Raw genomic sequence first — 24971 nt, 5'->3', positions numbered from 1 at the left:
CACAGGGGGTAATGATCCACGGCAACGGCCGGTATATTCCATGCCGACAAATCAGGTGTCGATCCGCTAGTCTTGCTCAATCTTGCCAGGGAGTCGCTCATGTTCGAATCTGCCGAAATCGGTCACGCCATCGACAAAAAAACCTTTGACGCTGAAGTCCCGGCCTTGCGTGAAGCGCTGCTGGAAGCCCAGTTCGAGCTGAAGCAGAAAGCCCGTTTTCCGGTGATCGTATTGATCAACGGCATCGAAGGCGCCGGCAAGGGCGAGACGGTGAAACTGCTCAACGAGTGGATGGACCCACGCCTGATCGAGGTCCGCACCTTCGATCAGCAGACCGACGAGGAGCTGGCGCACCCGCCGGCCTGGCGCTATTGGCGGATGCTCCCGGCCAAGGGCCGCATGGGGGTGTTTTTCGGCAACTGGTACAGCCAGATGCTCCAGGGGCGGGTGCACGAGCTGTTCAAGGACGGCCGTTTCGACCAGGCCATCGCTGGCGCCGAGCGCCTGGAGAAGATGCTGTGCGACGAAGGCGCGCTGATCTTCAAGTTCTGGTTCCACCTGTCCAAGAAACAGATGAAGGCCCGCCTCAAGTCGTTGCAGGACGACCCGCTGCACAGCTGGCGCATCAGCCCGCTGGACTGGCAGCAGTCGGAAACCTACGACAAGTTCGTCAAATATGGCGAGCGGGTGTTGCGCCGCACCAGCCGCGATTACGCGCCCTGGCATGTGATCGAAGGCGTGGACCCGCATTACCGCAGCCTGGCGGTGGGCAAGATTCTCCTCGAGGGCCTGCAGAGCGCGCTCAACCGGCCGACGCTCGAAGTCGAGTCCCATGTGGCGCCGCTGGGCGAGGCGGTCGACAAGCTGACCCTGCTCGACAGCCTGGACATGAGCCAGCACCTGGACAAGGACGACTACGAGGAGCAATTGATTACCGAACAGGCGCGCCTGGCCGGCCTGCTGCGCGACAAGCGCATGCGCAAGCACGCGCTGGTGGCGGTTTTCGAGGGCAACGATGCGGCCGGCAAGGGCGGGGCGATCCGCCGGGTGGCGGCGGCGCTGGACCCGCGCCAGTACAGCATCGTGCCGATTGCCGCGCCGTCCGAGGACGAGCGTGCCCAGCCTTATCTGTGGCGCTTCTGGCGGCATATTCCGGCTCGGGGCAAGTTCACCGTGTTCGACCGTTCCTGGTACGGCCGGGTGCTGGTGGAGCGGGTCGAGGGCTTTTGCAGCCCGGCGGACTGGTTGCGCGCCTATGGTGAGATCAACGACTTCGAGGAGCAGCTCGAGGACGCCGGGGTGATAGTGGTCAAGTTCTGGCTGGCGATCGACAAGCAGACCCAGCTGGAGCGTTTCCAGGCCCGCGAAGAGATTCCATTCAAGCGTTTCAAGATCACCGAGGACGACTGGCGTAACCGCGACAAATGGGACGCCTACCGCGCGGCCGTCGGCGACATGGTCGACCGCACCAGCACCGAGGTCGCGGCCTGGACCCTGGTGGAGGCCAACGACAAGCGCTGGGCCCGGGTCAAGGTGCTGCGCACCCTCAACCGCGCGCTGGAAGAGGCATTCGACAAGTCCGACAAAAAGGACAGGAAAGGCAAGAAGGACAAGAAATAACCGCCGCAGGTTGTGAGCGGGTCACGGGATCAACCTGGCGTTGCGATGGTTTTGCATACGCCGGATGAATGATCGTCGCGGTCGGGCAAAGGCTGGATCTATGCTCGACCCACTCACAACCGACAACAACAATGAGGTATGCCATGCGTGAAGTGGTGATCGTCGATAGCGTGCGGACCGGCCTGGCCAAGTCCTTTCGCGGCAAGTTCAACCAGACCCGTCCGGATGACATGGCCGCCCATTGCGTCAATGCGCTGCTGACCCGCAACGGTATCGATCCGGCCAGCGTCGAGGACTGCATCGTCGGCGCCGGTTCCAACGAAGGCGCCCAGGGCTACAACATCGGGCGCAACGTCGCGGTGCTGTCCCGCCTGGGCACCGGTACCGCGGGCATGACCCTCAACCGTTTCTGCTCTTCCGGCCTGCAGGCGATCGCCATCGCGGCCAACCAGATCGCTTCCGGTTGCAGCGACATCATTGTCGCCGGCGGTGTCGAGTCCATCAGCCTGACGATGAAAAGCGTCAACACCGACAACCTGATCAACCCATTGCTCAAGGAGCAGGTGCCGGGCATCTATTTCCCCATGGGCCAGACCGCCGAGGTGGTGGCCCGGCGTTACAACGTGAGCCGCGAGGAGCAGGACCTGTACGCCCTGCAAAGCCAGCAGCGCACCGCGGCGGCCCAGGCGGCCGGGCTGTTCGACGACGAGATCGTGTCGATGGCGGTGAAGTACCGGGTCGAGGACAAGAACAGCGGCCAGGTGCAGATCCTCGACGGCGTGGTCGATCGCGACGACTGCAACCGCCCGGACACGACCCTGGAAAGCCTGGCCGGCTTGAAGCCGGTGTTCGCCGAGGACGGTTCGGTGACTGCGGGCAACTCCTCGCAATTGTCCGATGGCGCATCCATGACCCTGGTCATGAGCCTGGAGCGGGCCCTGGCACTGGGGCTCAAGCCCAAGGCGTTCTTCCGCGGTTTCACCGTGGCCGGCTGCGAGCCGGACGAAATGGGCATCGGCCCGGTGTTCTCGGTGCCCAAGCTGCTCAAGGCCAAGGGCCTGCAAGTGGACGACATCGACCTCTGGGAGTTGAACGAGGCCTTCGCGTCGCAATGCCTGTACAGCCGTAACCGGCTGCAGATCGACAACGCCAGGTACAACGTCAACGGTGGTTCGATCTCCATCGGCCACCCGTTCGGTATGACCGGTTCGCGCCAGGTCGGGCACCTGGTGCGCGAACTGCAACGGCGCAACCTGCGCTACGGCATCGTCACCATGTGCGTCGGCGGTGGCATGGGCGCGACCGGGTTGTTCGAAGCGGTGCGCTAAACCGTCAGACGGGGTGGATCTGTCCGCCTTACGAATCTATTGCGGGCAAGCCTCGCTCCTACAGAAGCACGCCATCTTCTTCTGTAGGAGCGAGGCTTGCCCGCGATGCTTTTTACGACCAGCACAATCCCAATCACGCTCAGCCGGCAATTGTCCCTGTGTTCGTCACCGCCCCGGGCCTAGAATGCGGGCTCTCTCCATCAGGCTTTTGGGGGTCGCATGCACATCTCGTCCGGGCGCTGGGTTTACGGCTTGTTCCTCGCACTGCTTACGGCGCTGCTGTGGGGCATCCTGCCGATCAAGCTCAAGCAGGTGTTGCTGGTGATGGACCCGGTGACCGTGACCTGGTTTCGCCTGTTGGTGTCCGGTGGTTTCCTGCTGATCTACCTGGCGGCGGTCAAGCGCTTGCCAAGCTGGCGCGTGCTCGGGCCGCGCGGCGGCTGGCTGGTGCTGATGGCCGTCTGTGGGCTGGTGGGCAACTATGTGCTGTACCTGATGGGGCTGAACCTGCTGAGCCCCGGCACCGCGCAACTGGTGGTGCAGATGGGGCCGATCCTGCTGCTGATCGCCAGCCTGTTTGTGTTCAAGGAGCGTTTCAGCCTGGGGCAGGGCATTGGCCTGGCGGTGCTGCTGATCGGTTTCGGGCTGTTTTTCAATCAGCGCCTGACTGAGCTGCTGACGTCCTTGAGCAACTACACCGCTGGTGTGCTGACGGTGCTCGCCGCCTCGGCGGTCTGGACGTTCTACGCCCTGGGCCAGAAGCAGTTGCTGACGGTGTGGAATTCCTTGCAGGTAATGATGGTGATCTACCTGTTCTGCGCGTTGCTGCTCACCCCTTGGGCCCATCCCCTTGAAGCGCTGGAGTTGAGCCCGCTGCAAGGCTGGCTGTTGCTGGCCTGCTGCCTGAATACCCTGATCGCCTACGGCGCCTTCGCCGAAGCGCTGGCCCATTGGGAGGCCTCGCGGGTCAGCGCCACGCTGGCGATCACGCCCTTGGTGACCTTCGCCGCGGTGGCTGTGGCGGCCTGGTTGTGGCCGGAATACGTGCATGCCGAACAGATCAACGGCCTGGGTTATGGCGGGGCGGTGCTGGTGGTGCTGGGGTCGGCGCTGACCGCCCTGGGGCCGTCGCTGATGGCCGGGCTCAAGGCGCGTCGGGTGCGTATGCAAGTGCCGGAGAGCTAGGGCGCGTTATCGTCGATCGCGGGCAAGCCCCTATCCTGTAGGAGCGAGGCTTGCCCGCGATAGCGTCTGTTCAATCACCGCCTTCCATCAGCCCTGCTTGCCAGCCTCCAGCATGTTTTCCGGCCGCACCCAGGCATCGAACTCTTCGTCCGTCAGATACCCCAGCTCCAGGGCCGCTTCACGCAAGGTGCGGTTCTCGGCATAGGCCTTCTTGGCGATCTCGGCGGACTTGTCGTAGCCGATATGGGTATTGAGCGCGGTGACCAGCATCAGCCCGCGTTCCAGGTGGTCGGCCATCTGCACCGGGTCGGGCTCCAGCCCGGCGATGCAGTGCTGCTGGAAGTTGCTGCAGCCGTCGGCGAGCAGGCGCACCGATTGCAGCAGGTTGTGGATGATCACCGGCTTGAACACGTTCAGTTGCAGATGGCCCTGGCTGGCGGCGAAGCCGATGGCGACGTCGTTGCCCAGCACCTGGCACGCCAGCATGGACAGGGCTTCGCACTGGGTCGGGTTGACCTTGCCCGGCATGATCGAACTGCCCGGTTCGTTGGCCGGCAGCCTGACCTCGGCCAGCCCGGCGCGTGGCCCGGAGCCGAGCAGGCGCAGGTCGTTGGCGATTTTCATCAGGCACACCGCGAGGGTCTTCAGGGCGCCGGAGAGGGTGGTCAGGGGTTCGTGGCCGGCGAGGGCGGCGAACTTGTTCGGCGCGGTGACAAACGGCAGCCCGGACAGGGCCGCCAGCTCGGCGGCGATCGCCTCGCCGAAACCGTGGGGCGAGTTCAGCCCGGTACCGACGGCGGTACCGCCCTGGGCCAGTTCGCACACCGCCGGCAGGGCCGCGCGAATGGCGCGCTCGGCGTAGTCCAGCTGCGCGATGAAGGCCGACAGCTCCTGGCCGAAGGTGATGGGCGTGGCGTCCATCATGTGGGTGCGCCCGGTCTTCACCAGCTTCATGTGGCGTGCCGCGAGTTCGGCCAGGCCGCCGGACAGCTCGGCGATCGACGGCAACAGATGCTGCTGCACCGCCTGGGCCGCGGCGATGTGCATCGCCGTGGGGAAGCAGTCGTTGGAGCTTTGCGAGCGATTCACGTGGTCGTTGGGGTGCACCGGCGACTTGCCGCCGCGCGGGTTGCCGGCCAGTTCGTTGGCGCGACCGGCGATCACCTCGTTGACGTTCATGTTGCTCTGGGTGCCGCTGCCGGTCTGCCAGACCACCAGCGGGAACTGGTCGTCATGCTGGCCGTCCAGCACTTCGTCGGCGGCCTGTTCGATCAGCCGGGCGATATCGGCGGGCAGGTCGCCGTTGCGGTCGTTGACCCGGGCCGCGGCCTTCTTGATCAACGCCAGGGCATGCAGGACCGACAGCGGCATGCGCTCGTTGCCGATGGCAAAGTTGATCAGCGAACGCTGGGTCTGGGCGCCCCAATAGGCTTCGTCCGGGACTTCAACCTGGCCAAGGCTGTCGGTTTCGATTCGGCTCATCGTGCTCACTCCTGTAGGTCTGATTGCGCAGTTTAGGCCGTGATCCTTCGCCTGGGTTCCATAAAGCGCCTTTTGTGTCATTTGGTCGAGCAAATGCAGGTACCACAAGGCTTGGGGTTGAGCGGCAGAGTTTTTTAGGCGCAGAATGGTCGCCCTTGGGGTTATACCTCGCCTGCTAGAAAAGGAAACTCGATGACTCGTCTTCGTGCCATCTGTACCGCGGTTGCTCTGGTTTGCGCCAGCGGCCAGGTGCTTGCCGATACCGCCAGCCACAACGCCAGTGCCGAAGCTTTCCTGACCCTGGCGCACGCTGACAAGCTGGGCACTCCGGTGTACATGCAAGTGCAGCAAATGTTCGCTCAGCGTTTTGAACAGACCAAAGCCCCAGAGTCGAAAAAAGCCGTACTGGAAACCTACCAGGCCAAGGCCAATGCCGCCCTGGACCAGGCCATCGGCTGGAACAAGCTGAAGCCGGACATGGTCAAGCTCTACACCAGCAATTTCAGCGAATCCGAACTCAAGGACCTGGTGGCGTTCTACCAGTCGCCGCTGGGCAAGAAAGTCCTGGAAAAAATGCCGCAACTGACCCAGCAATCGGCCCAGATGACCCAGGCCAAGCTGGAAAGCGCGGTACCGGTAGTCAACAAGCTGCTGGCCGACATGACCGCCGAGCTCGAGCCTAAGGCTGCTCCGGCGAAGAAGAAGTAAGCGGAGCCAGGAATGACCATGCAACAACGTATCGAATCGGCACTGGGCGCATTGCAGCCTGAGCATTTGCAGGTGCTGGATGAAAGCCACATGCATAGCCGCGGTCTGGAAACCCATTTCAAGGCCGTGCTGGTCAGCGAGCAGTTTGCCGGGCTCAACAGCGTCAAGCGTCACCAGAAGGTCTACGCGACCCTGGGCGAGCTGATGGGCCAGTTCCATGCGTTGGCGCTGCATACCTACACGCCGGAAGAATGGGCGAAGATTGGCGTGGCTCCGGCCTCGCCGACCTGCGCTGGCGGCAGCAAGCATTAACCACAGGTTTTTTGCTAGAATCCGCAACGCGCCGCTTAGTCGGCGCGTTTTTTTTGCATCCGGTTCACCCTTTACGAGGGTAGCCACCTGGAGAATTACCCATGACACAACCGATTGTCGTGGCGGCACTGTATAAGTTCGTCACCCTCGAAGATTACGTTTCCCTGCGCGAACCGCTGCTCAACGCGATGCTCGACAACGGCATCAAGGGCACCCTGCTGATCGCCGAAGAAGGTATCAACGGCACCGTGTCCGGCAGCCGCGAAGGTATCGACGGGCTGCTGGCCTGGCTCAGGAACGACCCGCGCATGATCGACATCGATCACAAAGAGTCGTACTGCGACGAGCAGCCGTTCTACCGCACCAAGGTCAAGCTCAAGAAAGAGATCGTGACCCTGGGCGTGCCCGGCGTCGACCCGAACAAGAAGGTCGGCACCTATGTCGAGCCACAGGACTGGAACGCGCTGATCAGCGACCCGGAAGTGCTGCTGATCGACACCCGCAACGACTACGAAGTGTCGATCGGCACCTTCGAAGGCGCCATCGACCCGAAGACCACCAGTTTTCGCGAGTTCCCCGACTACATCAAAGCCAACTTCGACCCGAGCAAGCACAAGAAGGTCGCGATGTTCTGCACCGGCGGCATTCGTTGCGAGAAAGCTTCGAGCTACATGCTCAGCGAAGGTTTTGGCGAGGTCTTCCATCTCAAGGGTGGCATCCTCAAGTACCTCGAAGAGGTGCCGCAGCAGGAGAGTAAATGGCAGGGCGACTGCTTCGTCTTCGATAATCGGGTGACCGTGCGCCACGACCTCAGCGAAGGCGACTACGATCAATGTCATGCCTGCCGCACACCGGTAAGCGTCGAAGATCGCGCCAGCGAGCACTATGTACCGGGTATCAGCTGCCCGCATTGTTGGGACACGCTGAGCGAGAAAACCCGCCGCAGCGCCATCGACCGGCAGAAGCAGATTGAACTGGCCAAGGCTCGCAACATGCCGCACCCGATCGGTTACAACTACAAGCAATCTTCTTCCGAGGCCTGAGCCATGTCTGCCCGCCTGCTCTATGTGATGGACCCTATGTGTTCGTGGTGCTGGGGCTTCGCTCCGGTGGCCGAGGCCCTGGTCGAGCAGGCGCGCGCAGCGGGCGTCGAGTTGCATCTGGTGGTGGGTGGCCTGCGTACCGGCAGTGGCTCGGCACTGGAGCCAACCACTCGCCGCTACATCATCGAACACTGGCAGGCGGTCACCGAGGCCACCGGCCAGCCGTTCAAGTTCGAGGGCGCCTTGCCCGACGGTTTTGTCTATGACACCGAGCCTGCGTGCCGCGCCATCGTGACCGCGCGCAGCCTGGCGCCGGATTGCGCCTGGAAACTTTTGCGACTGATCCAGCAGGCCTTTTACGTCGAAGGCCGGGACGTCACTCGCGCCAGCGTCCTGGTGGAGCTGGCGGAAGAGGCGGGCGTGCCGCGCATCGAGTTCGCCGAGGCGTTCGATCGCGCCGAACAGCATGCCGCCACCGCCGCCGACTTCACCTGGGTCCAGGACCTGGGGATCGCCGGCTTCCCGACCATGTTGGCCGAACGCAATGGCCAACTGGCCTTGTTGACCAATGGCTACCAGCCCTTGAGTGAGCTTGCTCCATTGCTCGGCCGCTGGCTGGAGCGTGCCGCCTGTGCGTGATCTGGTTCGTGATCCACAAGCGCCGGAACCCGTCGATCGCCTGAGCTGGGCGGAAGTCCGCCGGCTGGCACTGCAGCATAAAAAAGCCCTGTGGATCGCCAATGGCGTGGCCGTTCTGGCGACGCTGTGCAGCGTGCCTATCCCGTTGCTGCTGCCGCTGTTGGTGGATGAAGTGCTGCTGGGGCATGGCGATGCCGCGCTGAAGGTGATGAACCACGCCTTGCCCGCGGGTTGGCAGAGCGCCGCCGGCTACATCGGCCTGATGTTGCTGATCACCCTGATGCTGCGTTGCTCGGCGCTGCTGTTCAACGTGCTGCAGGCCCGGTTGTTCGCCGGGTTGGCCAAGGACATCGTCTATCGCATCCGTCTGCGGCTGATCGAGCGCCTCAAGCGCATTTCCCTGGGCGAGTACGAAAGCCTGGGCAGCGGTACGGTGACGACTCACCTGGTCACCGACCTCGACACCCTCGACAAGTTTGTCGGCGAAACCCTCAGCCGTTTTCTGGTGGCCATGCTCACGCTGGTGGGCACAGCGGGCATCCTGATGTGGATGCACTGGCAACTGGCGCTGCTGATCCTGCTGTTCAACCCTTTGGTGATCTACGCCACGGTGCAGTTGGGCAAGCGGGTCAAGCACCTGAAGAAGCTCGAGAACGACAGCACCTCGCGGTTCACCCAGGCCCTGACCGAAACTCTGGATGCGATCCAGGAAGTCCGCGCCGGCAACCGCCAGGGCTTTTTCCTCGGCCGCCTCGGTCGGCGTGCCCAGGATGTGCGGGACTACGCGGTCGCTTCGCAATGGAAGAGCGACGCCTCCAATCGCGCCAGTGGGCTGCTGTTCCAGTTCGGGATCGATATCTTCCGCGCGGCGGCCATGCTCACCGTGCTGTTTTCCGACCTGTCCATCGGCCAGATGCTGGCCGTGTTCAGCTACCTGTGGTTCATGATCGGCCCGGTGGAGCAACTGCTGAACCTGCAATACGCCTACTACGCCGCCGGTGGCGCGCTGTCGCGCATCAACGAGCTGCTGTCGCGGGCCGACGAGCCGCAATATGCCGGCGGTGTCGACCCGTTCCAGGGACGCGAGACCGTGGGCATCGAAGTCAACGGCCTGAGCTTCGGCTACGGCGACGAGCCGGTGCTCGACCAGATGAACCTGTCGATCGAGCCGGGGGAGAAGGTGGCGATAGTTGGCGCCAGCGGCGGCGGCAAAAGTACCCTGGTGCAGCTGTTGCTGGGGCTCTATACACCGCAGGCGGGCGTGATTCGTTTTGGCGGCAAGACCCAGCAGGAAATCGGCCTGGAAACCCTGCGCGAAAACGTGGCGGTGGTGCTGCAGCATCCGGCGCTATTCAACGACAGCATCCGCGCCAACCTGACCATGGGCCGCGAGCGCAGCGACGAAGCCTGCTGGCGGGCGCTGGAGATTGCCCAGCTGGACTCGACGGTCCGCGCCCTGGCCAACGGCCTGGACAGTGTGGTCGGTCGCTCCGGCGTGCGTCTGTCCGGCGGCCAGCGCCAGCGCCTGGCGATCGCGCGGATGGTCCTGGCCGAACCCAAGGTGGTGATTCTCGACGAAGCCACCTCCGCCCTGGACGCCGCCACCGAGTACAACCTGCACCAGGCGCTGACGCGTTTCCTCCACGGCCGTACCACCCTGATCATTGCCCACCGTCTGTCCGCGGTAAAACAGGCGGATCGGGTTCTGGTGTTCGATGGCGGGCAGATTGCCGAAGATGGCGACCATCAGCAGCTAATTGCCGACGGCGGCCTTTACGCCAAGCTTTACGGGCATTTGCAGCAAGTCCAACGACCTTGAGTTTTATCTGGTTTTCTGTGCTTAGTGCTTGAATTCTCTGGTGGAAATGACCCTCCTGGGGCACGGCCCTGTCGTGTCTCGACCGGCATCGTGCTTGAACGTCACGGTCTGTGCGTTCGAAGCCGCGGAAATTAGCCTAGTCTGTGCTGTCAGGAGCGGTATTTTCTCGGGTGTTCATCTGGCAGTGCTTATGCAAGGGACCTCATGAAGCAAAAGCGGACTCTCGGAACGCCACGGCTATTGGGCATCGTCTGGCCATTTATTGCGGTGGTGTTGTTTCAAGCGCTGCTGGGTGGCCTCAGCTTATATGTCCTTTCGGCGGTACGTGGTTACGTTGCCGGAGAGAGCCTTTGGTCCAAGGGCCAGAAGGACGCCATCTACTACCTCAATCTCTACGCCGACAGCCGCGACGAATCGATCTTCCTGAAGTACCAGAACGCCATTGCCGTGCCCCAGGGCGGGCATGAGCTGCGCGTTGCGCTGGATCAGCAGCCGCCTGACCTGAAGGCCGCGCGGGCGGGGATCCTCAAGGGCGGCAACCACCCCGACGACAGCGACAGTGTGATCTGGCTGTACCTGAACTTCCGCCATTTCAGCTACCTGGAAAAAGCCATCGACCTGTGGACCGTGGGCGACAGCTATCTGGTGCAGCTCGATAGCGTAGCCCATGAAATGCACCGCGGCATTACCAGCAACCAGGCGTCCGAAGCCGATATTCAGCACTGGAAGAACCAGATTTTTGCCATCAACGATGGCGTGACGCCCGCGGCCAAGGCCTTTAGCGATGCGCTGGGCGAGGGGTCGCGGGTGATTCTGCGGCTGTTGCTGATCACCAATCTGGCCACTGCACTGGGGCTGATTGTCCTGGCGTTGCTGCGTACCCATAAGCTGCTGACCCAGCGTCATGAGTTCGCCAGTGCCCTGCAGCTGGAAAAGGAGCGGGCGCAAATCACCCTGCAATCCATTGGCGACGGTGTCATCACTACCGACGTGGACGGCGCCATCGCCTACATGAACCCGGCCGCCGAGGAAATGACCCACTGGAAGGCCGAGCAGGCCGTGGGACTGCCGCTGGCGGCCTTGTTCAATCTGCTGGATGAAAACGCCCAGGCCGACGGCTTTACCCTGATCGAGCACATCCTCAGCGGCCAGCTCAGCGGCGGCAGCGAGCACTCGAAGTTGATCCAGCGCCTGGACGGCAGCACGGTGTCGGTGACCCTGGTCGGCGCGCCTATCCAGAATGCCGGCAGGGTCAGCGGTACGGTGCTGGTGCTGCACGACATGACCCAGGAACGCCAGTACATCGCCAATCTGTCCTGGCAGGCGACCCACGACGCCTTGACCGGCCTGGCGAACCGCCGCGAGTTCGAATACCGCCTGGAGCAGGCGTTGCACAACCTGAACCGGCAACCGGGGCGGCATGCGCTGATGTTCCTCGACCTGGACCAGTTCAAACTGGTCAACGATACCTGCGGCCATGCGGCAGGGGACGAGTTGCTCCGGCATATCTGCGCCTTGCTCCAGTCGGGCCTGCGCGAGGGCGATACCCTGGCGCGCCTGGGTGGTGATGAGTTCGGCATCTTGCTGGAGAACTGCTCGCCGGAAGCGGCGGAAAAGATCGCCGAGGGCCTGCGCCAGACGGTGCAGAACCTGCATTTTGTCTGGAAGGGCCGGCCCTTCGTCACCACGGTCAGCATCGGCCTGGTGCACGTGGCGCAAACCCCGACCACCCTCGAAGCCTCGCTGCGGGCAGCGGACATGGCGTGCTACATGGCCAAGGAGAAAGGGCGCAACCGGGTCCAGGTCTATCACGCGGACGATTCGGAGCTGTCCCTGCGGTTCGGTGAAATGGCGTGGGTCCAGCGCCTGCACATGGCCCTGGAGGAAAACCGCTTCTGTCTTTATGCCCAGGAAATAGCCGCCCTGGGTCATGTGGACCGGCTCGGCGGGCATATCGAGATTCTGCTGCGCCTGCACGACGAGGCCGGGCGGATGATCCTGCCCGACAGCTTCATTCCAGCCGCCGAGCGTTACGGCCTGATGACCTCTCTGGACCGTTGGGTGGTGGAAAATGTGTTCAAGATCATCGCCGAATGCATCCGTGAGGAGCGCGAAGGGCCCCTGGCGATGTGTGCGATCAATCTGTCGGGCGCGACCATCGGTGACGAGGCCTTCCTGGATTTCCTGCGCGAGCAGTTCATCGTCCATGGCGTGCCACCGGACCTGATTTGTTTTGAAATCACCGAGACCAGTGCTATCTCCAATCTGGGTAGTGCGATTCGCTTTATCAACGAGCTCAAGGGCTTGGGCTGCCATTTCTCGTTGGACGACTTTTGCGCGGGAATGTCGTCATTCGCTTATCTCAAACATTTGCCTGTAGACTTCCTCAAGATCGATGGAAGTTTCGTAAAGGATATGCTGGACGACCCGATCAATCGCGCGATGGTCGAAGTGATCAACCATATCGGTCATGTGATGGGCAAACGCACGATTGCCGAGTTTGTCGAAACGCCGCAGATTGAGCAGGCATTGTTGGAGATTGGCGTGGATTACGCTCAGGGCTACCTGATCGAGCGCCCGCAACTCTTTACCTGTGACAGTCTGCAGTGTCGGCCTTCACGACCACAGCCTCTGTTATTCAAGGCTCCTGGCACGTTCCGTTGAATCTCTCGCTGATCCGTACCATCACCATCAAAAGGAGCCCCGACAGTGATCGACGCATTCAACAGAACCGGTCCGCTCATGGACGCTGCAAGCTATCCGGCCTGGGCCCAGCAGCTGATCCAGGATTGCAGCGAGAGCAAGCGCCGCGTGGTCGACCACGAACTGTACCAGCGCATGCGCGACAACAAGCTCAGCAACAAGACCATGCGCCAGTACCTGATCGGCGGCTGGCCGGTTGTCGAGCAATTCGCCCTGTACATGGCGCAGAACCTGACCAAGACCCGTTTTGCCCGTCACCCCGGCGAGGACATGGCGCGGCGCTGGCTGATGCGCAATATCCGGGTCGAGCTCAATCATGCCGATTACTGGGTGAACTGGAGCCGCGCCCATGGCGTGAGCCTGGAGGATCTGCAGGCGCAGCAAGTCCCCCCGGAGCTGCATGCCTTGAGTCATTGGTGCTGGCACACCAGCTCCGCCGATTCGCTGATCGTGGCGATCGCCGCCACCAACTATGCAATCGAGGGGGCAACGGGTGAATGGTCGGCGCTGGTCTGCTCCAACGGCGTGTATGCGGCGGCTTTTCCCGAAGAAGAGCGCAAGCGGGCGATGAAGTGGCTGAAGATGCATGCCCAGTACGACGATGCGCATCCTTGGGAGGCGCTGGAAATCATCTGTACCCTGGCCGGCACGAAGCCGAGCAAAGCCTTGCAGGGCGAGCTGCGCCAGGCGATCTGCAAGAGTTATGACTACATGTACCTGTTCCTGGAGCGTTGCATGCAACAGGAAAAGACCCCGGCAGCCCGTGAACGGATGGCGCTGGTCGAAGGTTGAGTGGCGGCCACCGATGAAGGCGGCCCCAGTCATGCTCTCAGCCAGCCATCGCCAGGCGGTTGCGACCTTCGCGCTTGGCCACGTACAGCGCGCTGTCCGCACGGCGCAGCAGGCTCTCGGCTGATTCCCCCGGCAGCAGGGTCGAGCAACCCAGGCTGACCGTCAGCTCGATCAATGTGCCGTCTGCCCAGTAATCCTTGGCCTGAGCTGCCTGGCGCAGCCGTTCCCCCACCATGGCGGCGGCATCGCGGCCGGTGTTGGACAGCAGGATCAGGAACTCCTCGCCGCCAAAACGAAACACCATGTCGACGTTGCGCAACTGCGCCTTGATGGCTGCGGCAACGGCCTTGAGCACTTCATCGCCGGCGCTGTGGCCGTGGCTGTCGTTGATTCTCTTGAAGTGATCGATATCCAGCATCAGCAGCGACAGCGGGTGCAGGTGGCGGCGGGCCATTTCAATTTCCCGTTGCAGCGTCTGGTCCATGGCGATCCGGTTGCCGGTATCGGTCAAGGGATCGCGCAGGGCGCTACGGGTGGCGGCCCGATAGAGCAGGGCATTGCGCATCGGGTAAAGCAGGGCGGACAGCAGGGACTCCAGATGACCCTGTTCCTGGTCGTTGAAACGCTGATTGCGCCGAAACACCAGCTCGCCCATGGTCTCGCCTTCATGGCTCAGGCTGTAGCTGATGGAGTGGTGGCCGCGCTGGCCGAACTCCAGGCGCAGGTCGCTGGGCTTGTGCTGGTAAACCAGGGCATCCAGGGGCACAAGGCGTTGGGTTTCGCGAAAGAACAGGCCGAGAATGCGTTGCGGTTCCAGGCTGGTCTGTAATTGCAGGCTCAGTTGCTGGCGCAACTGGGCCAGGCTGACCGGGCGTTGCAGGAGTGGTGACTGCTGGCCAAAGCCCAGGCGTTGCAATTTGGCGCTATCGAAGTCAATTGCGTTGGTCTGGGTCGGTGTTTTCATATGGCGTGAGGCCCCCTGAGCACGTAATGCAGTCTTACTGGCTGGGTGAGAGCGGCACAGGGCTGCACGTCATGCTGTTCCATCAGTCCCGCAGGACAAAGTGCCCACAGTCTAATCCGCTTTACGGTCCGTTATAAGCCCTGACCCGATCGCCGCCGAGTTTCGCCAGTACGCCGCGTATCCAAGGCAGATCAGAGCGAAAGTCGTGCCATTCGCTTCATTTTAATAAAATGCTTTTGAATTCAGTTGGTTGGCTGACGGTGCCGAGTCTTGGCGCGCCAAGGGTGGCATTTGTCTGGCGATGACAGGGGGGAGGTCGGCGGGAAGGGAGTGCCGCGACGGTATTCCGCCGCGGCCAAAGAAAGGATTACTGGGCGTCGAATGCCTGGCCGTTGATCCCGGCACTGTCCGGACCCATGAGGTACAGGTAGGCCGGCATGATCTCGTCGGGGGCCGGGTTGTTGCTCGGGTTTTCCCCCGGGTAGGCCTGGGCACGCATGCTGGTGCGGGTAGCGCCCGGATTGACGCTGTTGGCGCGCACTGGCGCGACGCCGTCGACTTCGTCGGCCAGGGTTTGCATCAGGCCTTCGGTGGCGAACTTCGAAACGCCATAGGCGCCCCAGTACGCACGGCCCTTGCGGCCAACGCTGCTGGAGGTGAACACCACCGAGGCGTCCTGGGACAGCTTGAGCAGCGGCAGCAGAGTGCTGGTCAGCATGAACATGGCGTTGACGTTGACTTGCATCACACGCATGAAGTTCTCGCCCGACAGTTGTTCCAGCGGCGTGCGCGGACCAATGATCGAGGCGTTATGCAGCAGGCCATCGAGGTGGCCGAACTCGGCCTCGACCATGGCGGCCAGTTCGTCGTACTGGTGCGGCAGGGCGGTTTCCAGGTTGAACGGAATCACCACCGGCTGAGGATGGCCAGCGGCTTCGATCTCGTCGTAGACCTGGGTCAGGTTGGCTTCAGTCTTGCCCAGCAGCAGTACGGTGGCGCCGTGGGCGGCGTAGGTCTTGGCGGCAGCGGCACCAATGCCACGACCGGCGCCGGTAACCAGGATGACCCGGTCCTTGAGCAGTTCGGGGCGGGCGGAATAATCAAACATAAAAACCTCGGGAAATCAGAAGCGAAAGCCTGGGCAGATCAGCAGCTGCACAGCGCCTGATCCAGGACCTGACGCAGTTCCAGTGGATGGTCGACCACCACGTCGGCGCCCCAATGCTTGGGGTTGTCGTCCGGATGGATGTAACCGTAGGTCACGGCGGCGGTCTTGGTGCCGGCATCGCGGCCCGATTCGATGTCGCGCAGGTCGTCGCCGACGAACAGTACGCTGGCCGGGTCGAGGTCGAGCATCTTGCACGCCAGGATCAACGGCTCCGGATCGGGTTTGCTGTTCTTCACGTGATCCGGGCAGATCAGCAGGGCGGAACGTTCCGCCAGGCCCAGCTGCTGCATGATCGGCTCGGCAAAGCGCACCGGCTTGTTGGTGACCACACCCCAGATCAGGTTGGCCTTCTCGATATCGGCCAGCAGCTCGGCCATGCCGTCGAACAGCTTGCTGTGCACCGCGCAATGCTTGAGGTAACGCTCCAGGAACTCCAGGCGCAGCTCCTCGAAGCCCGGGGACTCCGGGTCCATCGAGAAGGTGACGGCCACCATCGCCCGGGCGCCGCCGGAGATTTCGTCACGGATATGCTTGTCCGCGATCGGCGCCAGGCCGCGGTCGGCGCGCATGGCCTGGCAGATGGCGATGAAGTCCGGCGCGGTGTCGAGCAGGGTACCGTCCATGTCGAAAAGAACTGCTCTGATACGCATGGGCTTATTCCTCTCGCAGGGTCTGGATCATGTAGTTGACGTCGACGTCGGCGGCCAGCTTGTAGTGCTTGGTCAGCGGGTTGTAGGTCAGGCCGATGATGTCCTTGACGGTCAGGCCGGCGTCGCGGCTCCAGGCACCCAGTTCGGAAGGACGGATGAATTTCTTGAAGTCATGGGTGCCGCGCGGCAGCAGCTTCATGATGTATTCGGCGCCGATGATGGCGAACAGGTAGGCCTTCGGATTGCGGTTGATGGTAGAGAAGAACACCTGGCCGCCGGGCTTGACCATGCGGAAGCAGGCGCGGATCACCGAGGACGGATCTGGTACGTGCTCGAGCATTTCCAGGCAGGTGACGACGTCGAACTGCTCGGGCATTTCCTCGGCCAGGGCTTCGGCGGTGATCTGCCGGTACTCGACGTTCACCCCGGATTCCAGTTGATGCAGTTGTGCCACCGCCAGCGGGGCCTCGCCCATGTCGATACCGGTTACCGTGGCGCCGCGCTGGGCCATGGCTTCGCTGAGGATGCCGCCGCCGCAACCGACGTCGAGGACTTTCTTGCCGGCCAGGTTGACGCGCTCGTCAATCCAGTTGACCCGCAGCGGGTTGATATCGTGCAGCGGCTTGAATTCGCTCTCGCGGTCCCACCAACGATGGGCGAGGGCTTCGAATTTGGCGATTTCGGCGTGGTCGACGTTACTCATGGGTAATCCTCTGAATCTGGAAAATGCTTGCTGTCGGTCTCGAGCCGGGGCTCGAGGGTTCCTGCTATTCGGTATGGCCGCTGATGCGCCGGCCCCAGGCTGTTGCCGTGGCGTGCAGCTGTTGTTCGTCCAGGCGCGTCAGGCGCCGGTCGTCGAGCAATTGCTTGCCGGCGACCCAAAGGTGTTTCACGCAATCGCGACCGGTGGCATATATAAGCTGCGAAACCGGGTCGTAGATCGGTTGCTGCGCCAGGCCGGACAGGTCGAAGGCCACCAGGTCCGCGGCCTTGCCGAGTTCCAGCGAGCCGATCTCGCTCTCCAGGCCCAGGGCTCGCGCGCCGTTTAGGGTGGCCATGCGCAGCGCCTGGTGGGCATTCAGGGCAGTGGCCGAGCCTGCCACGGCCTTGGCCAGCAGTGCAGCAGTACGGGTTTCGCCGAGCAGGTCCAGGTCGTTGTTGCTGGCGGCCCCATCGGTGCCTACTGCAACATTGACGCCAGCCTGCCACAGCCGTTCCACCGGGCAGAAGCCGCTGGCCAGTTTCAGGTTCGACTCCGGGCAATGAATGACATTGCTGTTGGTTTCTACCAGCAAAGCCAGGTCGTCATCGCTGATTTGGGTCATGTGTACGGCCTGGAAGCGCGGCCCGAGCAGGCCCAGGCGCGCCAGGCGGGCCATGGGCCGCTCTCCGTTCCGGGCGACGGCCTGCTCCACCTCGAAGGCGGTTTCATGGACATGCATATGGATCGAGGCATCGAGTTCTTCGGCAATGACCCGGATCTTCTCCAGGTTTTCGTCGCTGACCGTATAGGGCGCGTGGGGGCCGAAGGTGATCTTGATGCGCGGATGATGCTTGAGGTCGCTGAACAGCTCGACGCCCTGGCGGATGGCCTCGTCGGCGCTGTGGGCGCCCGGGATCGGAAAATCGAGGATCGGAATGGCGATCTGCGCCCGAATGCCGCTGTTGTGCACGCACTCGCTGGCAACCTTCGGGAAGAAGTACATGTCGGAAAAACAGCTGATACCGCCTTTGAGCTGTTCGGCGATGGCCAGGTCGGTACCGTCGCGGACGAAGGCTTCATCGACCCATTTGGCTTCGGCGGGCCAGATGTGGTTTTCCAGCCAGGTCATCAGTGGCAGATCGTCGGCCAGGCCGCGGAACAGGGTCATCGCCGCGTGACCGTGGGCATTGATCAGGCCGGGGCTGAGCAGCATGCCGGGCAGTTCGCGGACCTCGGCAGCCTGCAGTTTCAAGGCGTTGGCACGCGGGCCGATGAACACGATGCGCCCGTCGCGGATACCCAGGCCGTGCTCCTTGAGCACCACGCCGGCCGGTTCAACAGGCACCAGCCAGGTCGGCAACAGGAGTAGGTCGAGCGCAACGACAGGGTTCGGCATCGAAGATCGGTTCCAGGGCGTTTGTGGAGGATGGCGAAGTATACCCGAGCGTCTTCGCCGGGGGATCGCTATAATCGGCGGCTTTTGTTCATGAGTGCGGGGTGAGGGATGCGCGACCGACTGTTGGCTGCGGAGAAGGTGAAGGCCATCGATTGGCGGGATGACGCCCTGTATCTGCTCGATCAGCGTATTTTGCCCTTCGAAGAAAGCTGGATCGCCTACACCAGTGCGGCTGGCGTCGCACAGGCCATTCGCGAAATGGTGGTGCGTGGTGCGCCGGCGATCGGCATCAGCGCCGCGTATGGCGTGGTCCTGGCGGCGCGCGCGCGTTTTGCCGCCGGTGGCGACTGGCAGGCGGCGATGGAAGAAGACTTCGCACTGCTCGCCGATTCGCGCCCGACCGCGGTCAACCTGTTCTGGGCGCTGAACCGCATGCGTGAACGCCTGGAGCGCCTCAAGGGCCACGCCGACCCGTTGGCGCTGCTGGAAGCGGAAGCCCTGGCCATTCATGAAAGCGATCGCGAAGCCAACCTGACCATGGCCCAACTGGGTGTCGACCTGATTCGCAGGCATCAGGGCAACGCCCAGGCCATCCTGACCCATTGCAACACCGGCGCCCTGGCGACCGGTGGTTTCGGTACGGCCCTGGGGGTGATCCGTGGGGCCTTTATCGAGGGCATGGTCGAACGGGTGTATGCCAATGAGACCCGTCCCTGGCTGCAAGGCTCCCGGCTGACCGCCTGGGAACTGGCCAACGAAGGCATCCCGGTGACCTTGAATGCCGACTCCGCTGCCGCGCATATCATGAAAACCAAGGGCGTGACCTGGGTGATCGTCGGCGCCGACCGCATTACCGCCAACGGTGACGTGGCGAACAAGATCGGCACCTATCAGCTGGCGGTCAATGCGATGCACCACGGCGTGCGCTTCATGGTGGTCGCGCCGAGTTCGACCATCGACATGGCCCTGGCCAGCGGCGACGACATTCCGATCGAGGAGCGTGATGGCAAGGAGCTGCTCGAGCTCGGCGGCAAGCGGGTAGGGGCGGATGTGGAGGCCTACAACCCGGTATTCGACGTCACCCCTGCGGACCTGATCGACGCCATCGTCACCGAGAAAGGCATAGTCGAGCGTCCCGACACCGCGAAAATGGCTCAATTGATGTGCCGCAAGCGCCTGCACTGAAGTCATTTTGCAAAAAAATTCGCTGACGGCTGCCGTGGGGCGGTCGTCAGTCCGGAAAAAATCCGCATTTATGGGCGAAATCCGCCTCTGAGCTTCTCTCGTCTCTTATCAGCCTGTCACCGGTCAACTAACTATGCTCCATGCGCATCAGGGGGATAGGTGCGTGGCGGCGATTGTGATAACATCCGGCGGTTTCCAAGGTGGTCCGAAGTGACCGCCTTCACTGCGCAAATCCATGGCATAACTTGTTGATTTGTCGTAAGTCGGTGCATGGCACTAGGCCTGCAGCGGCGAGCTTCGTTCGTCCCATATGGATGTGACGAAGTTTCACCAGAAAAAGGAATCAGGCTTCTCATGGGCGAACTGGCCAAAGAAATCCTCCCGGTCAATATCGAAGACGAGCTGAAACAGTCCTATCTCGACTACGCGATGAGCGTAATCGTCGGGCGGGCACTGCCTGATGCGCGCGATGGCTTGAAGCCCGTGCACCGGCGTGTGCTGTACGCGATGAGCGAGCTCGGTAACGACTGGAACAAGCCGTACAAGAAATCTGCCCGTGTTGTCGGTGACGTGATCGGTAAGTATCACCCGCACGGTGATACTGCGGTGTACGACACCATCGTTCGTATGGCCCAGCCATTCTCCCTGCGCTACCTGCTGGTAGACGGCCAGGGTAACTTCGGTTCGGTCGACGGTGACAACGCGGCGGCCATGCGATACACCGAAGTGCGCATGACCAAGCTGGCGCACGAGCTGCTGGCCGACCTGCACAAGGAAACCGTGGACTGGGTGCCGAACTACGACGGCACCGAACTGATCCCCGCGGTCATGCCGACCAAGATCCCCAACCTGCTGGTCAACGGCTCCAGCGGTATCGCCGTGGGCATGGCGACCAACATTCCGCCGCACAACCTCGGCGAAGTCATCGACGGTTGCCTGGCGCTGATCGACAACCCGGAGCTGACCGTCGATGAGCTGATGCAGCACATCCCGGGCCCGGACTTCCCGACCGCGGCGATCATCAACGGTCGCGAAGGCATCATCGAAGCCTACCGTACCGGTCGCGGGCGCATTTACATGCGTGCCCGCTCGATCATCGAGGACATCGACAAGGTCGGTGGCCGTCAGCAGATCGTCATCACCGAGCTGCCTTACCAGTTGAACAAGGCGCGTCTGATCGAGAAGATCGCCGAGCTGGTCAAGGAGAAGAAACTCGAAGGCATCACCGAACTGCGCGACGAGTCCGACAAGGACGGTATGCGCGTGGTGATCGAGCTGCGTCGTGGCGAAGTGCCGGAGGTGATCCTCAACAACCTCTACGCCCAGACCCAGCTGCAGAGCGTGTTCGGTATCAACATCGTTGCGCTGATCGACGGTCGTCCGCGGATCCTCAACCTGAAGGACCTGCTGGAAGCCTTCGTGCGTCACCGCCGTGAAGTGGTGACCCGCCGCACCGTGTTCGAACTGCGCAAGGCCCGTGAACGTGGCCACATTCTCGAAGGCCAGGCCGTTGCCCTGTCGAACATCGACCCGGTCATCGCCCTGATCAAGGCTTCGCCGACCCCGTCGGAAGCCAAGGAAGCGCTGGTCAGCACGCCTTGGGAATCCAGCGCGGTGATGACCATGGTCGAGCGTGCCGGCGCGGATTCCTGCCGTCCGGAGAACCTCGATCCGCAATACGGTCTGCGCGATGGCAAGTACTTCCTGTCGCCAGAGCAGGCACAGGCCATCCTGGAGCTGCGTCTGCACCGCCTGACCGGCCTCGAACATGAAAAACTGCTGGCCGAGTACCAGGAGATCCTCAACCAGATCGGCGAGCTGATCCGCATCCTCAACAGCGCCACGCGCCTGATGGAAGTGATTCGCGAAGAGCTGGAAGTGATTCGCGCCGAATACGGCGATGTGCGCCGCACCGAGATCCTCGATGCCCGCCTCGACCTGACCCTGGGCGACATGATTCCGGAAGAAGAACGTGTCGTGACCATTTCCCACGGCGGCTATGCCAAGACCCAGCCGCTGGCTGCGTACCAGGCCCAGCGTCGTGGCGGTAAAGGCAAGTCGGCGACCGGCGTCAAGGATGAGGACTACATCGCTCACCTGCTGGTGGCCAACAGTCACACCACGCTGCTGCTGTTCTCCAGCAAGGGCAAGGTCTACTGGCTGAAAACCTACGAAATTCCAGAAGCTTCCCGTGCCGCCCGCGGCCGTCCTCTGGTCAACCTGCTGCCGCTGGATGACGGTGAGTACATCACCACCATGCTGCCGGTCGAGGAATACACCGAAGGTCACTACATCTTCATGGCGACCGCCAACGGCACCGTGAAGAAGACCCCGCTGGAATCCTTCAGCCGTCAGCGCAGCGTCGGTCTGATCGCGCTGGAACTGGACGAGGGCGATGTGCTGATTTCCGCCGCGATCACCGATGGCGAGCGCGAAGTCATGCTGTTCTCCGACGGCGGCAAGGTAACTCGCTTCAAGGAGTCCGACGTTCGTGCCATGGGCCGTACCGCCCGCGGTGTGCGCGGCATGCGTCTGCCGGAAGGGCAGAAGCTGATCTCCATGCTGATCCCGGAGGAAGGCAGCCAGATCCTCACCGCTTCGGCGCGTGGTTATGGCAAGCGTACGGCGATCACCGAGTTCCCTGAGTACAAGCGTGGCGGTCAAGGCGTTATCGCCATGGTCAGCAACGAACGTAACGGCCGTCTGGTCGGCGCGGTTCAGGTGCTCGACGGCGAGGAAATCATGCTGATTTCCGACCAGGGCACCCTGGTGCGCACCCGGGTCGACGAAGTGTCCAGCCTGGGCCGTAACACCCAGGGCGTGACCTTGATCAAGCTGGCCAACGACGAAACGCTGGTAGGCCTGGAGCGGGTTCAGGAGCCGTCCGAAGTCGAAGGCGACGAATTGGAAGACGAAGATGGCGAGGTGCTCGAGGGCGCCGTGCTGGATGCGGCGACCGACTCGGATGATGCCGTCGAAGGCCAACAGGCTGACGCCGCAGGCGAAGAAGAGTCGCAAGACTAAATAAATCGTAGCAGGGCAGAGTGTTTGCTCTGTCCGCTACCGTGAATGCATAGCGAGAGTGGATGTGAGCAAACGAGCCTATAACTTCTGCGCAGGTCCCGCTGCGCTACCTGAAGCTGTCCTGTTGCGTGCCCAGGCCGAATTGCTGGATTGGCATGGCAAGGGTCTGTCGGTCATGGAGATGAGCCATCGCAGCGATGAGTTCGTCTCCATTGCCACCAAGGCCGAGCAGGATCTGCGTGATCTGCTGAATATCCCCTCGAACTATAAAGTGCTGTTTCTGCAAGGCGGCGCCAGCCAGCAATTTGCTCAGATTCCACTGAACCTGCTGCCGGAAAATGGCACTGCCGACTATATCGACACCGGTATCTGGTCGCAGAAGGCCATTGAAGAAGCCTCGCGCTACGGCCATGTCAATGTGGCTGCCACCGCCAAGCCTTACGATTACTTCGCCATCCCTGGCCAGAACGAATGGCAGTTGTCGAACGACGCGGCCTACGTGCATTACGCGCCGAACGAAACCATCGGCGGCCTGGAATTCCAGTGGATCCCGGAAACCGGCGACGTTCCGCTGGTGGCCGACATGTCTTCCGACATCCTCTCGCGCCCTGTGGATATCTCGCGTTTCGGCATGATCTATGCCGGTGCGCAGAAAAACATCGGCCCGAGCGGCATCCTGGTCAATATCGTTCGCGAGGACCTGCTGGGTCGCGCGCGCGCGCTGTGCCCGACCATGCTCGACTACAAGGTCGCGGCGGACAACGGCTCGATGTACAACACTCCGCCGACCCTGGCCTGGTACCTGTCCGGCCTGGTATTCGAGTGGCTCAAGGAGCAGGGCGGGGTGGAAGCCATCGCCAAGCTCAATGACGTCAAGCAGCGCACCCTGTACGATTTCATCGACGCCAGCGGCCTGTACAGCAACCCGATCAACAAGTCGGACCGCTCGTGGATGAACGTGCCGTTCCGCCTGGCCGATGATCGTCTGGACAAGCCATTCCTGGTCGGTGCCGATGCGCGTGGTCTGTTGAACCTCAAGGGTCACCGTTCGGTAGGCGGCATGCGCGCCTCCATCTACAACGCCGTCGACATCAATGCGGTCAACGCGCTGGTGGCGTACATGGCAGAGTTCGAGAAGGAACACGGCTAATGTCTGAGCAAGAACTCAAGGCACTGCGCCTGCGCATTGATGCTCTGGATGAGAAAGTCCTGGAGTTGATCAGTGAGCGCGCGCGCTGCGCCCAGGAAGTCGCGCGAGTAAAGATGGCCTCGCTGGCCGAAGGCGAAGTGCCGGTGTTCTATCGTCCTGAGCGTGAAGCTCAGGTGCTCAAGCGGGTGATGGAGCGTAACCAGGGGCCGTTGGGCAACGAAGAGATGGCGCGGCTGTTCCGTGAAATCATGTCGTCCTGCCTGGCGCTCGAGCAGCCGCTGAAAGTGGCTTACCTCGGTCCGGAAGGCACCTTCACCCAGGCTGCGGCCATGAAGCACTTCGGTCACGCGGTAATCAGCAAGCCGATGGCGGCGATCGACGAAGTGTTCCGTGAAGTGGCGGCGGGTGCGGTGAACTTTGGCGTGGTGCCTGTGGAAAACTCCACCGAGGGTGCGGTCAACCACACCCTCGACAGTTTCCTGGAGCACGACATGGTGATCTGCGGCGAGGTCGAGCTGCGTATCCACCATCATCTGCTGGTCGGTGAAAACACCAAGACCGACAGCATCAGCCGCATCTACTCCCATGCCCAGTCCCTGGCGCAGTGCCGCAAGTGGCTGGATGCCCATTATCCGAATGTCGAGCGGGTCGCGGTTTCCAGCAACGCCGAAGCGGCCAAGCGGGTCAAGGGCGAGTGGAACTCGGCGGCTATTGCCGGCGACATGGCGGCGAGCCTGTATGGTCTGACCCGCCTGGCCGAGAAAATCGAGGACCGCCCGGACAACTCCACGCGCTTCCTGATGATCGGTAACCAGGAAGTGCCGCCGACCGGCGACGACAAGACCTCGATCATCGTTTCCATGAGCAACAAGCCCGGCGCCCTGCATGAGCTGCTGGTGCCCTTCCATGACAACGGTATCGATCTGACGCGTATCGAAACTCGGCCTTCGCGCAGCGGCAAGTGGACCTATGTGTTCTTCATCGACTTCGTCGGCCATCACCGTGATCCATTGATCAAGGGTGTGCTGGAAAAGATCAGTCAGGAAGCAGTGGCACTCAAGGTGCTGGGTTCCTACCCGAAAGCGGTTCTCTGAGGCGTT

20 protein-coding genes are annotated in these 24971 nt (G+C 62.3%); 14 read left to right on the top strand and 6 right to left on the bottom strand.

From position 1 onward, the window contains the following. Positions 1-99 precede the first annotated feature (99 nt). The 3 genes from pap to J4D52_RS03630 all read left to right on the top strand — a co-directional run bounded on the left by pap (position 100) and on the right by J4D52_RS03630 (position 4133). Positions 100-1620, top strand: coding sequence for a polyphosphate:AMP phosphotransferase (gene pap, locus J4D52_RS03640; protein WP_102676596.1), 1521 nt, complete (start codon positions 100-102; stop codon positions 1618-1620). Positions 1621-1763: 143 nt separating this feature from the next. Next, positions 1764-2948 carry a thiolase family protein gene (locus tag J4D52_RS03635; protein ID WP_102676597.1) on the top strand — a complete coding sequence of 395 codons (1185 nt, stop codon included), beginning with the start codon at positions 1764-1766 and terminating at the stop codon, positions 2946-2948. Between the two features lie 219 nt (positions 2949-3167). Beyond that, positions 3168-4133: a DMT family transporter gene (locus J4D52_RS03630; protein WP_009050180.1), complete on the top strand. Its 966-nt coding sequence runs from the start codon at positions 3168-3170 to the stop codon at positions 4131-4133. Between the two features lie 87 nt (positions 4134-4220). Here J4D52_RS03630 and J4D52_RS03625 read toward each other — a convergent pair whose 3' ends face one another. Continuing rightward, positions 4221-5615 (bottom strand): class II fumarate hydratase, encoded by a 1395-nt coding sequence (locus tag J4D52_RS03625; RefSeq protein WP_025805562.1) that lies wholly within the window; start codon positions 5613-5615, stop codon positions 4221-4223. A 192-nt stretch (positions 5616-5807) separates the two neighbouring features. Here J4D52_RS03625 and J4D52_RS03620 point away from each other — a divergent pair, with 192 nt between their 5' ends. The 7 genes from J4D52_RS03620 (at position 5808) to J4D52_RS03590 (ending at position 13631) form a co-directional block, all read left to right on the top strand. Then, positions 5808-6323: a DUF2059 domain-containing protein gene (locus J4D52_RS03620; RefSeq protein WP_009045024.1), complete on the top strand. Its 516-nt coding sequence runs from the start codon at positions 5808-5810 to the stop codon at positions 6321-6323. 12 nt (positions 6324-6335) lie between these two features. Then, complete coding sequence (locus J4D52_RS03615) at positions 6336-6635, top strand: BolA family transcriptional regulator (RefSeq protein WP_007932228.1); 300 nt, start codon at positions 6336-6338, stop codon at positions 6633-6635. Positions 6636-6736: 101 nt separating this feature from the next. Further along, positions 6737-7678: a rhodanese-related sulfurtransferase gene (locus J4D52_RS03610; RefSeq protein WP_025805561.1), complete on the top strand. Its 942-nt coding sequence runs from the start codon at positions 6737-6739 to the stop codon at positions 7676-7678. 3 nt (positions 7679-7681) lie between these two features. Continuing rightward, on the top strand, positions 7682-8317 hold the full coding sequence (locus J4D52_RS03605; RefSeq protein WP_102676598.1) for a DsbA family protein: 636 nt from the start codon (positions 7682-7684) through the stop codon (positions 8315-8317). Beyond that, on the top strand, positions 8310-10136 hold the full coding sequence (locus J4D52_RS03600; protein ID WP_025805559.1) for an ABC transporter ATP-binding protein: 1827 nt from the start codon (positions 8310-8312) through the stop codon (positions 10134-10136). The genes J4D52_RS03605 and J4D52_RS03600 overlap by 8 nt, the downstream gene beginning before the upstream one ends. A gap of 204 nt (positions 10137-10340) precedes the next feature. Continuing rightward, entirely contained in the window at positions 10341-12800 is a 2460-nt protein-coding gene (locus tag J4D52_RS03595) for an EAL domain-containing protein (RefSeq protein ID WP_025805558.1), read from the top strand. A gap of 78 nt (positions 12801-12878) precedes the next feature. Next, positions 12879-13631, top strand: coding sequence for a TenA family transcriptional regulator (locus tag J4D52_RS03590; protein ID WP_219736159.1), 753 nt, complete (start codon positions 12879-12881; stop codon positions 13629-13631). Between the two features lie 37 nt (positions 13632-13668). Here the strand turns inward: J4D52_RS03590 and J4D52_RS03585 are convergent, their stop codons facing one another. From J4D52_RS03585 to J4D52_RS03565, 5 genes are all read right to left on the bottom strand, one after another. Continuing rightward, positions 13669-14595 (bottom strand): GGDEF domain-containing protein, encoded by a 927-nt coding sequence (locus J4D52_RS03585; RefSeq protein WP_102676599.1) that lies wholly within the window; start codon positions 14593-14595, stop codon positions 13669-13671. Positions 14596-14962: 367 nt separating this feature from the next. After that, positions 14963-15703, bottom strand: coding sequence for a YciK family oxidoreductase (locus J4D52_RS03580; RefSeq protein ID WP_102676600.1), 741 nt, complete (start codon positions 15701-15703; stop codon positions 14963-14965). A 38-nt stretch (positions 15704-15741) separates the two neighbouring features. Continuing rightward, positions 15742-16413, bottom strand: a complete 672-nt coding sequence (mupP, locus tag J4D52_RS03575; protein ID WP_025805554.1) for an N-acetylmuramic acid 6-phosphate phosphatase MupP — start codon at positions 16411-16413, stop codon at positions 15742-15744. Positions 16414-16417: 4 nt separating this feature from the next. Next, a complete protein-coding gene (gene ubiG / locus J4D52_RS03570; RefSeq protein WP_007932212.1) occupies positions 16418-17116 on the bottom strand; it encodes a bifunctional 2-polyprenyl-6-hydroxyphenol methylase/3-demethylubiquinol 3-O-methyltransferase UbiG in 699 nt (232 codons plus the stop codon). 64 nt (positions 17117-17180) lie between these two features. Continuing rightward, positions 17181-18512 (bottom strand): TRZ/ATZ family hydrolase, encoded by a 1332-nt coding sequence (locus J4D52_RS03565; protein ID WP_102676601.1) that lies wholly within the window; start codon positions 18510-18512, stop codon positions 17181-17183. A 108-nt stretch (positions 18513-18620) separates the two neighbouring features. On the opposite strand from J4D52_RS03565, the gene mtnA reads away from it, so the two are divergent. From mtnA to pheA, 4 genes are all read left to right on the top strand, one after another. Further along, entirely contained in the window at positions 18621-19697 is a 1077-nt protein-coding gene (gene mtnA / locus J4D52_RS03560) for an S-methyl-5-thioribose-1-phosphate isomerase (protein ID WP_102676602.1), read from the top strand. A gap of 354 nt (positions 19698-20051) precedes the next feature. Next, positions 20052-22721, top strand: a complete 2670-nt coding sequence (gene gyrA / locus J4D52_RS03555) for a DNA gyrase subunit A (RefSeq protein WP_009050168.1) — start codon at positions 20052-20054, stop codon at positions 22719-22721. 64 nt (positions 22722-22785) lie between these two features. Next, positions 22786-23871 carry a 3-phosphoserine/phosphohydroxythreonine transaminase gene (gene serC / locus J4D52_RS03550; RefSeq protein ID WP_063432741.1) on the top strand — a complete coding sequence of 362 codons (1086 nt, stop codon included), beginning with the start codon at positions 22786-22788 and terminating at the stop codon, positions 23869-23871. Next, the gene (gene pheA / locus J4D52_RS03545) at positions 23871-24965 is read left to right on the top strand and encodes a prephenate dehydratase (RefSeq protein ID WP_009045010.1); all 1095 of its coding nucleotides are present in this window, start codon (positions 23871-23873) and stop codon (positions 24963-24965) included. The genes serC and pheA overlap by 1 nt, the downstream gene beginning before the upstream one ends. The last annotated feature ends 6 nt before the right edge of the window (positions 24966-24971 follow it).

The organism is Pseudomonas sp. GW460-12-10-14-TSB1, assembly GCF_017349775.1.
Classification (GTDB): Bacteria; Pseudomonadota; Gammaproteobacteria; order Pseudomonadales; family Pseudomonadaceae; genus Aquipseudomonas; species Aquipseudomonas piscium.
This window is presented reverse-complemented; position numbering and strand designations above follow the sequence as displayed.

Coding starts and splice junctions, on each gene's coding strand:
- pheA (WP_009045010.1), top strand. CDS start 23,871: ATGTCTGAGCAAGAACTCAAGGCACTGCGCCTGCGCATTGATGCTCTG.
- J4D52_RS03620 (WP_009045024.1), top strand. CDS start 5,808: ATGACTCGTCTTCGTGCCATCTGTACCGCGGTTGCTCTGGTTTGCGCC.
- J4D52_RS03595 (WP_025805558.1), top strand. CDS start 10,341: ATGAAGCAAAAGCGGACTCTCGGAACGCCACGGCTATTGGGCATCGTC.
- J4D52_RS03625 (WP_025805562.1), bottom strand. CDS start 5,615: ATGAGCCGAATCGAAACCGACAGCCTTGGCCAGGTTGAAGTCCCGGAC.
- J4D52_RS03585 (WP_102676599.1), bottom strand. CDS start 14,595: ATGAAAACACCGACCCAGACCAACGCAATTGACTTCGATAGCGCCAAA.
- J4D52_RS03615 (WP_007932228.1), top strand. CDS start 6,336: ATGACCATGCAACAACGTATCGAATCGGCACTGGGCGCATTGCAGCCT.
- J4D52_RS03630 (WP_009050180.1), top strand. CDS start 3,168: ATGCACATCTCGTCCGGGCGCTGGGTTTACGGCTTGTTCCTCGCACTG.
- mupP (WP_025805554.1), bottom strand. CDS start 16,413: ATGCGTATCAGAGCAGTTCTTTTCGACATGGACGGTACCCTGCTCGAC.
- J4D52_RS03610 (WP_025805561.1), top strand. CDS start 6,737: ATGACACAACCGATTGTCGTGGCGGCACTGTATAAGTTCGTCACCCTC.
- J4D52_RS03635 (WP_102676597.1), top strand. CDS start 1,764: ATGCGTGAAGTGGTGATCGTCGATAGCGTGCGGACCGGCCTGGCCAAG.
- J4D52_RS03565 (WP_102676601.1), bottom strand. CDS start 18,512: ATGCCGAACCCTGTCGTTGCGCTCGACCTACTCCTGTTGCCGACCTGG.
- J4D52_RS03580 (WP_102676600.1), bottom strand. CDS start 15,703: ATGTTTGATTATTCCGCCCGCCCCGAACTGCTCAAGGACCGGGTCATC.
- J4D52_RS03590 (WP_219736159.1), top strand. CDS start 12,879: ATGGACGCTGCAAGCTATCCGGCCTGGGCCCAGCAGCTGATCCAGGAT.
- mtnA (WP_102676602.1), top strand. CDS start 18,621: ATGCGCGACCGACTGTTGGCTGCGGAGAAGGTGAAGGCCATCGATTGG.
- gyrA (WP_009050168.1), top strand. CDS start 20,052: ATGGGCGAACTGGCCAAAGAAATCCTCCCGGTCAATATCGAAGACGAG.
- ubiG (WP_007932212.1), bottom strand. CDS start 17,116: ATGAGTAACGTCGACCACGCCGAAATCGCCAAATTCGAAGCCCTCGCC.
- pap (WP_102676596.1), top strand. CDS start 100: ATGTTCGAATCTGCCGAAATCGGTCACGCCATCGACAAAAAAACCTTT.
- J4D52_RS03605 (WP_102676598.1), top strand. CDS start 7,682: ATGTCTGCCCGCCTGCTCTATGTGATGGACCCTATGTGTTCGTGGTGC.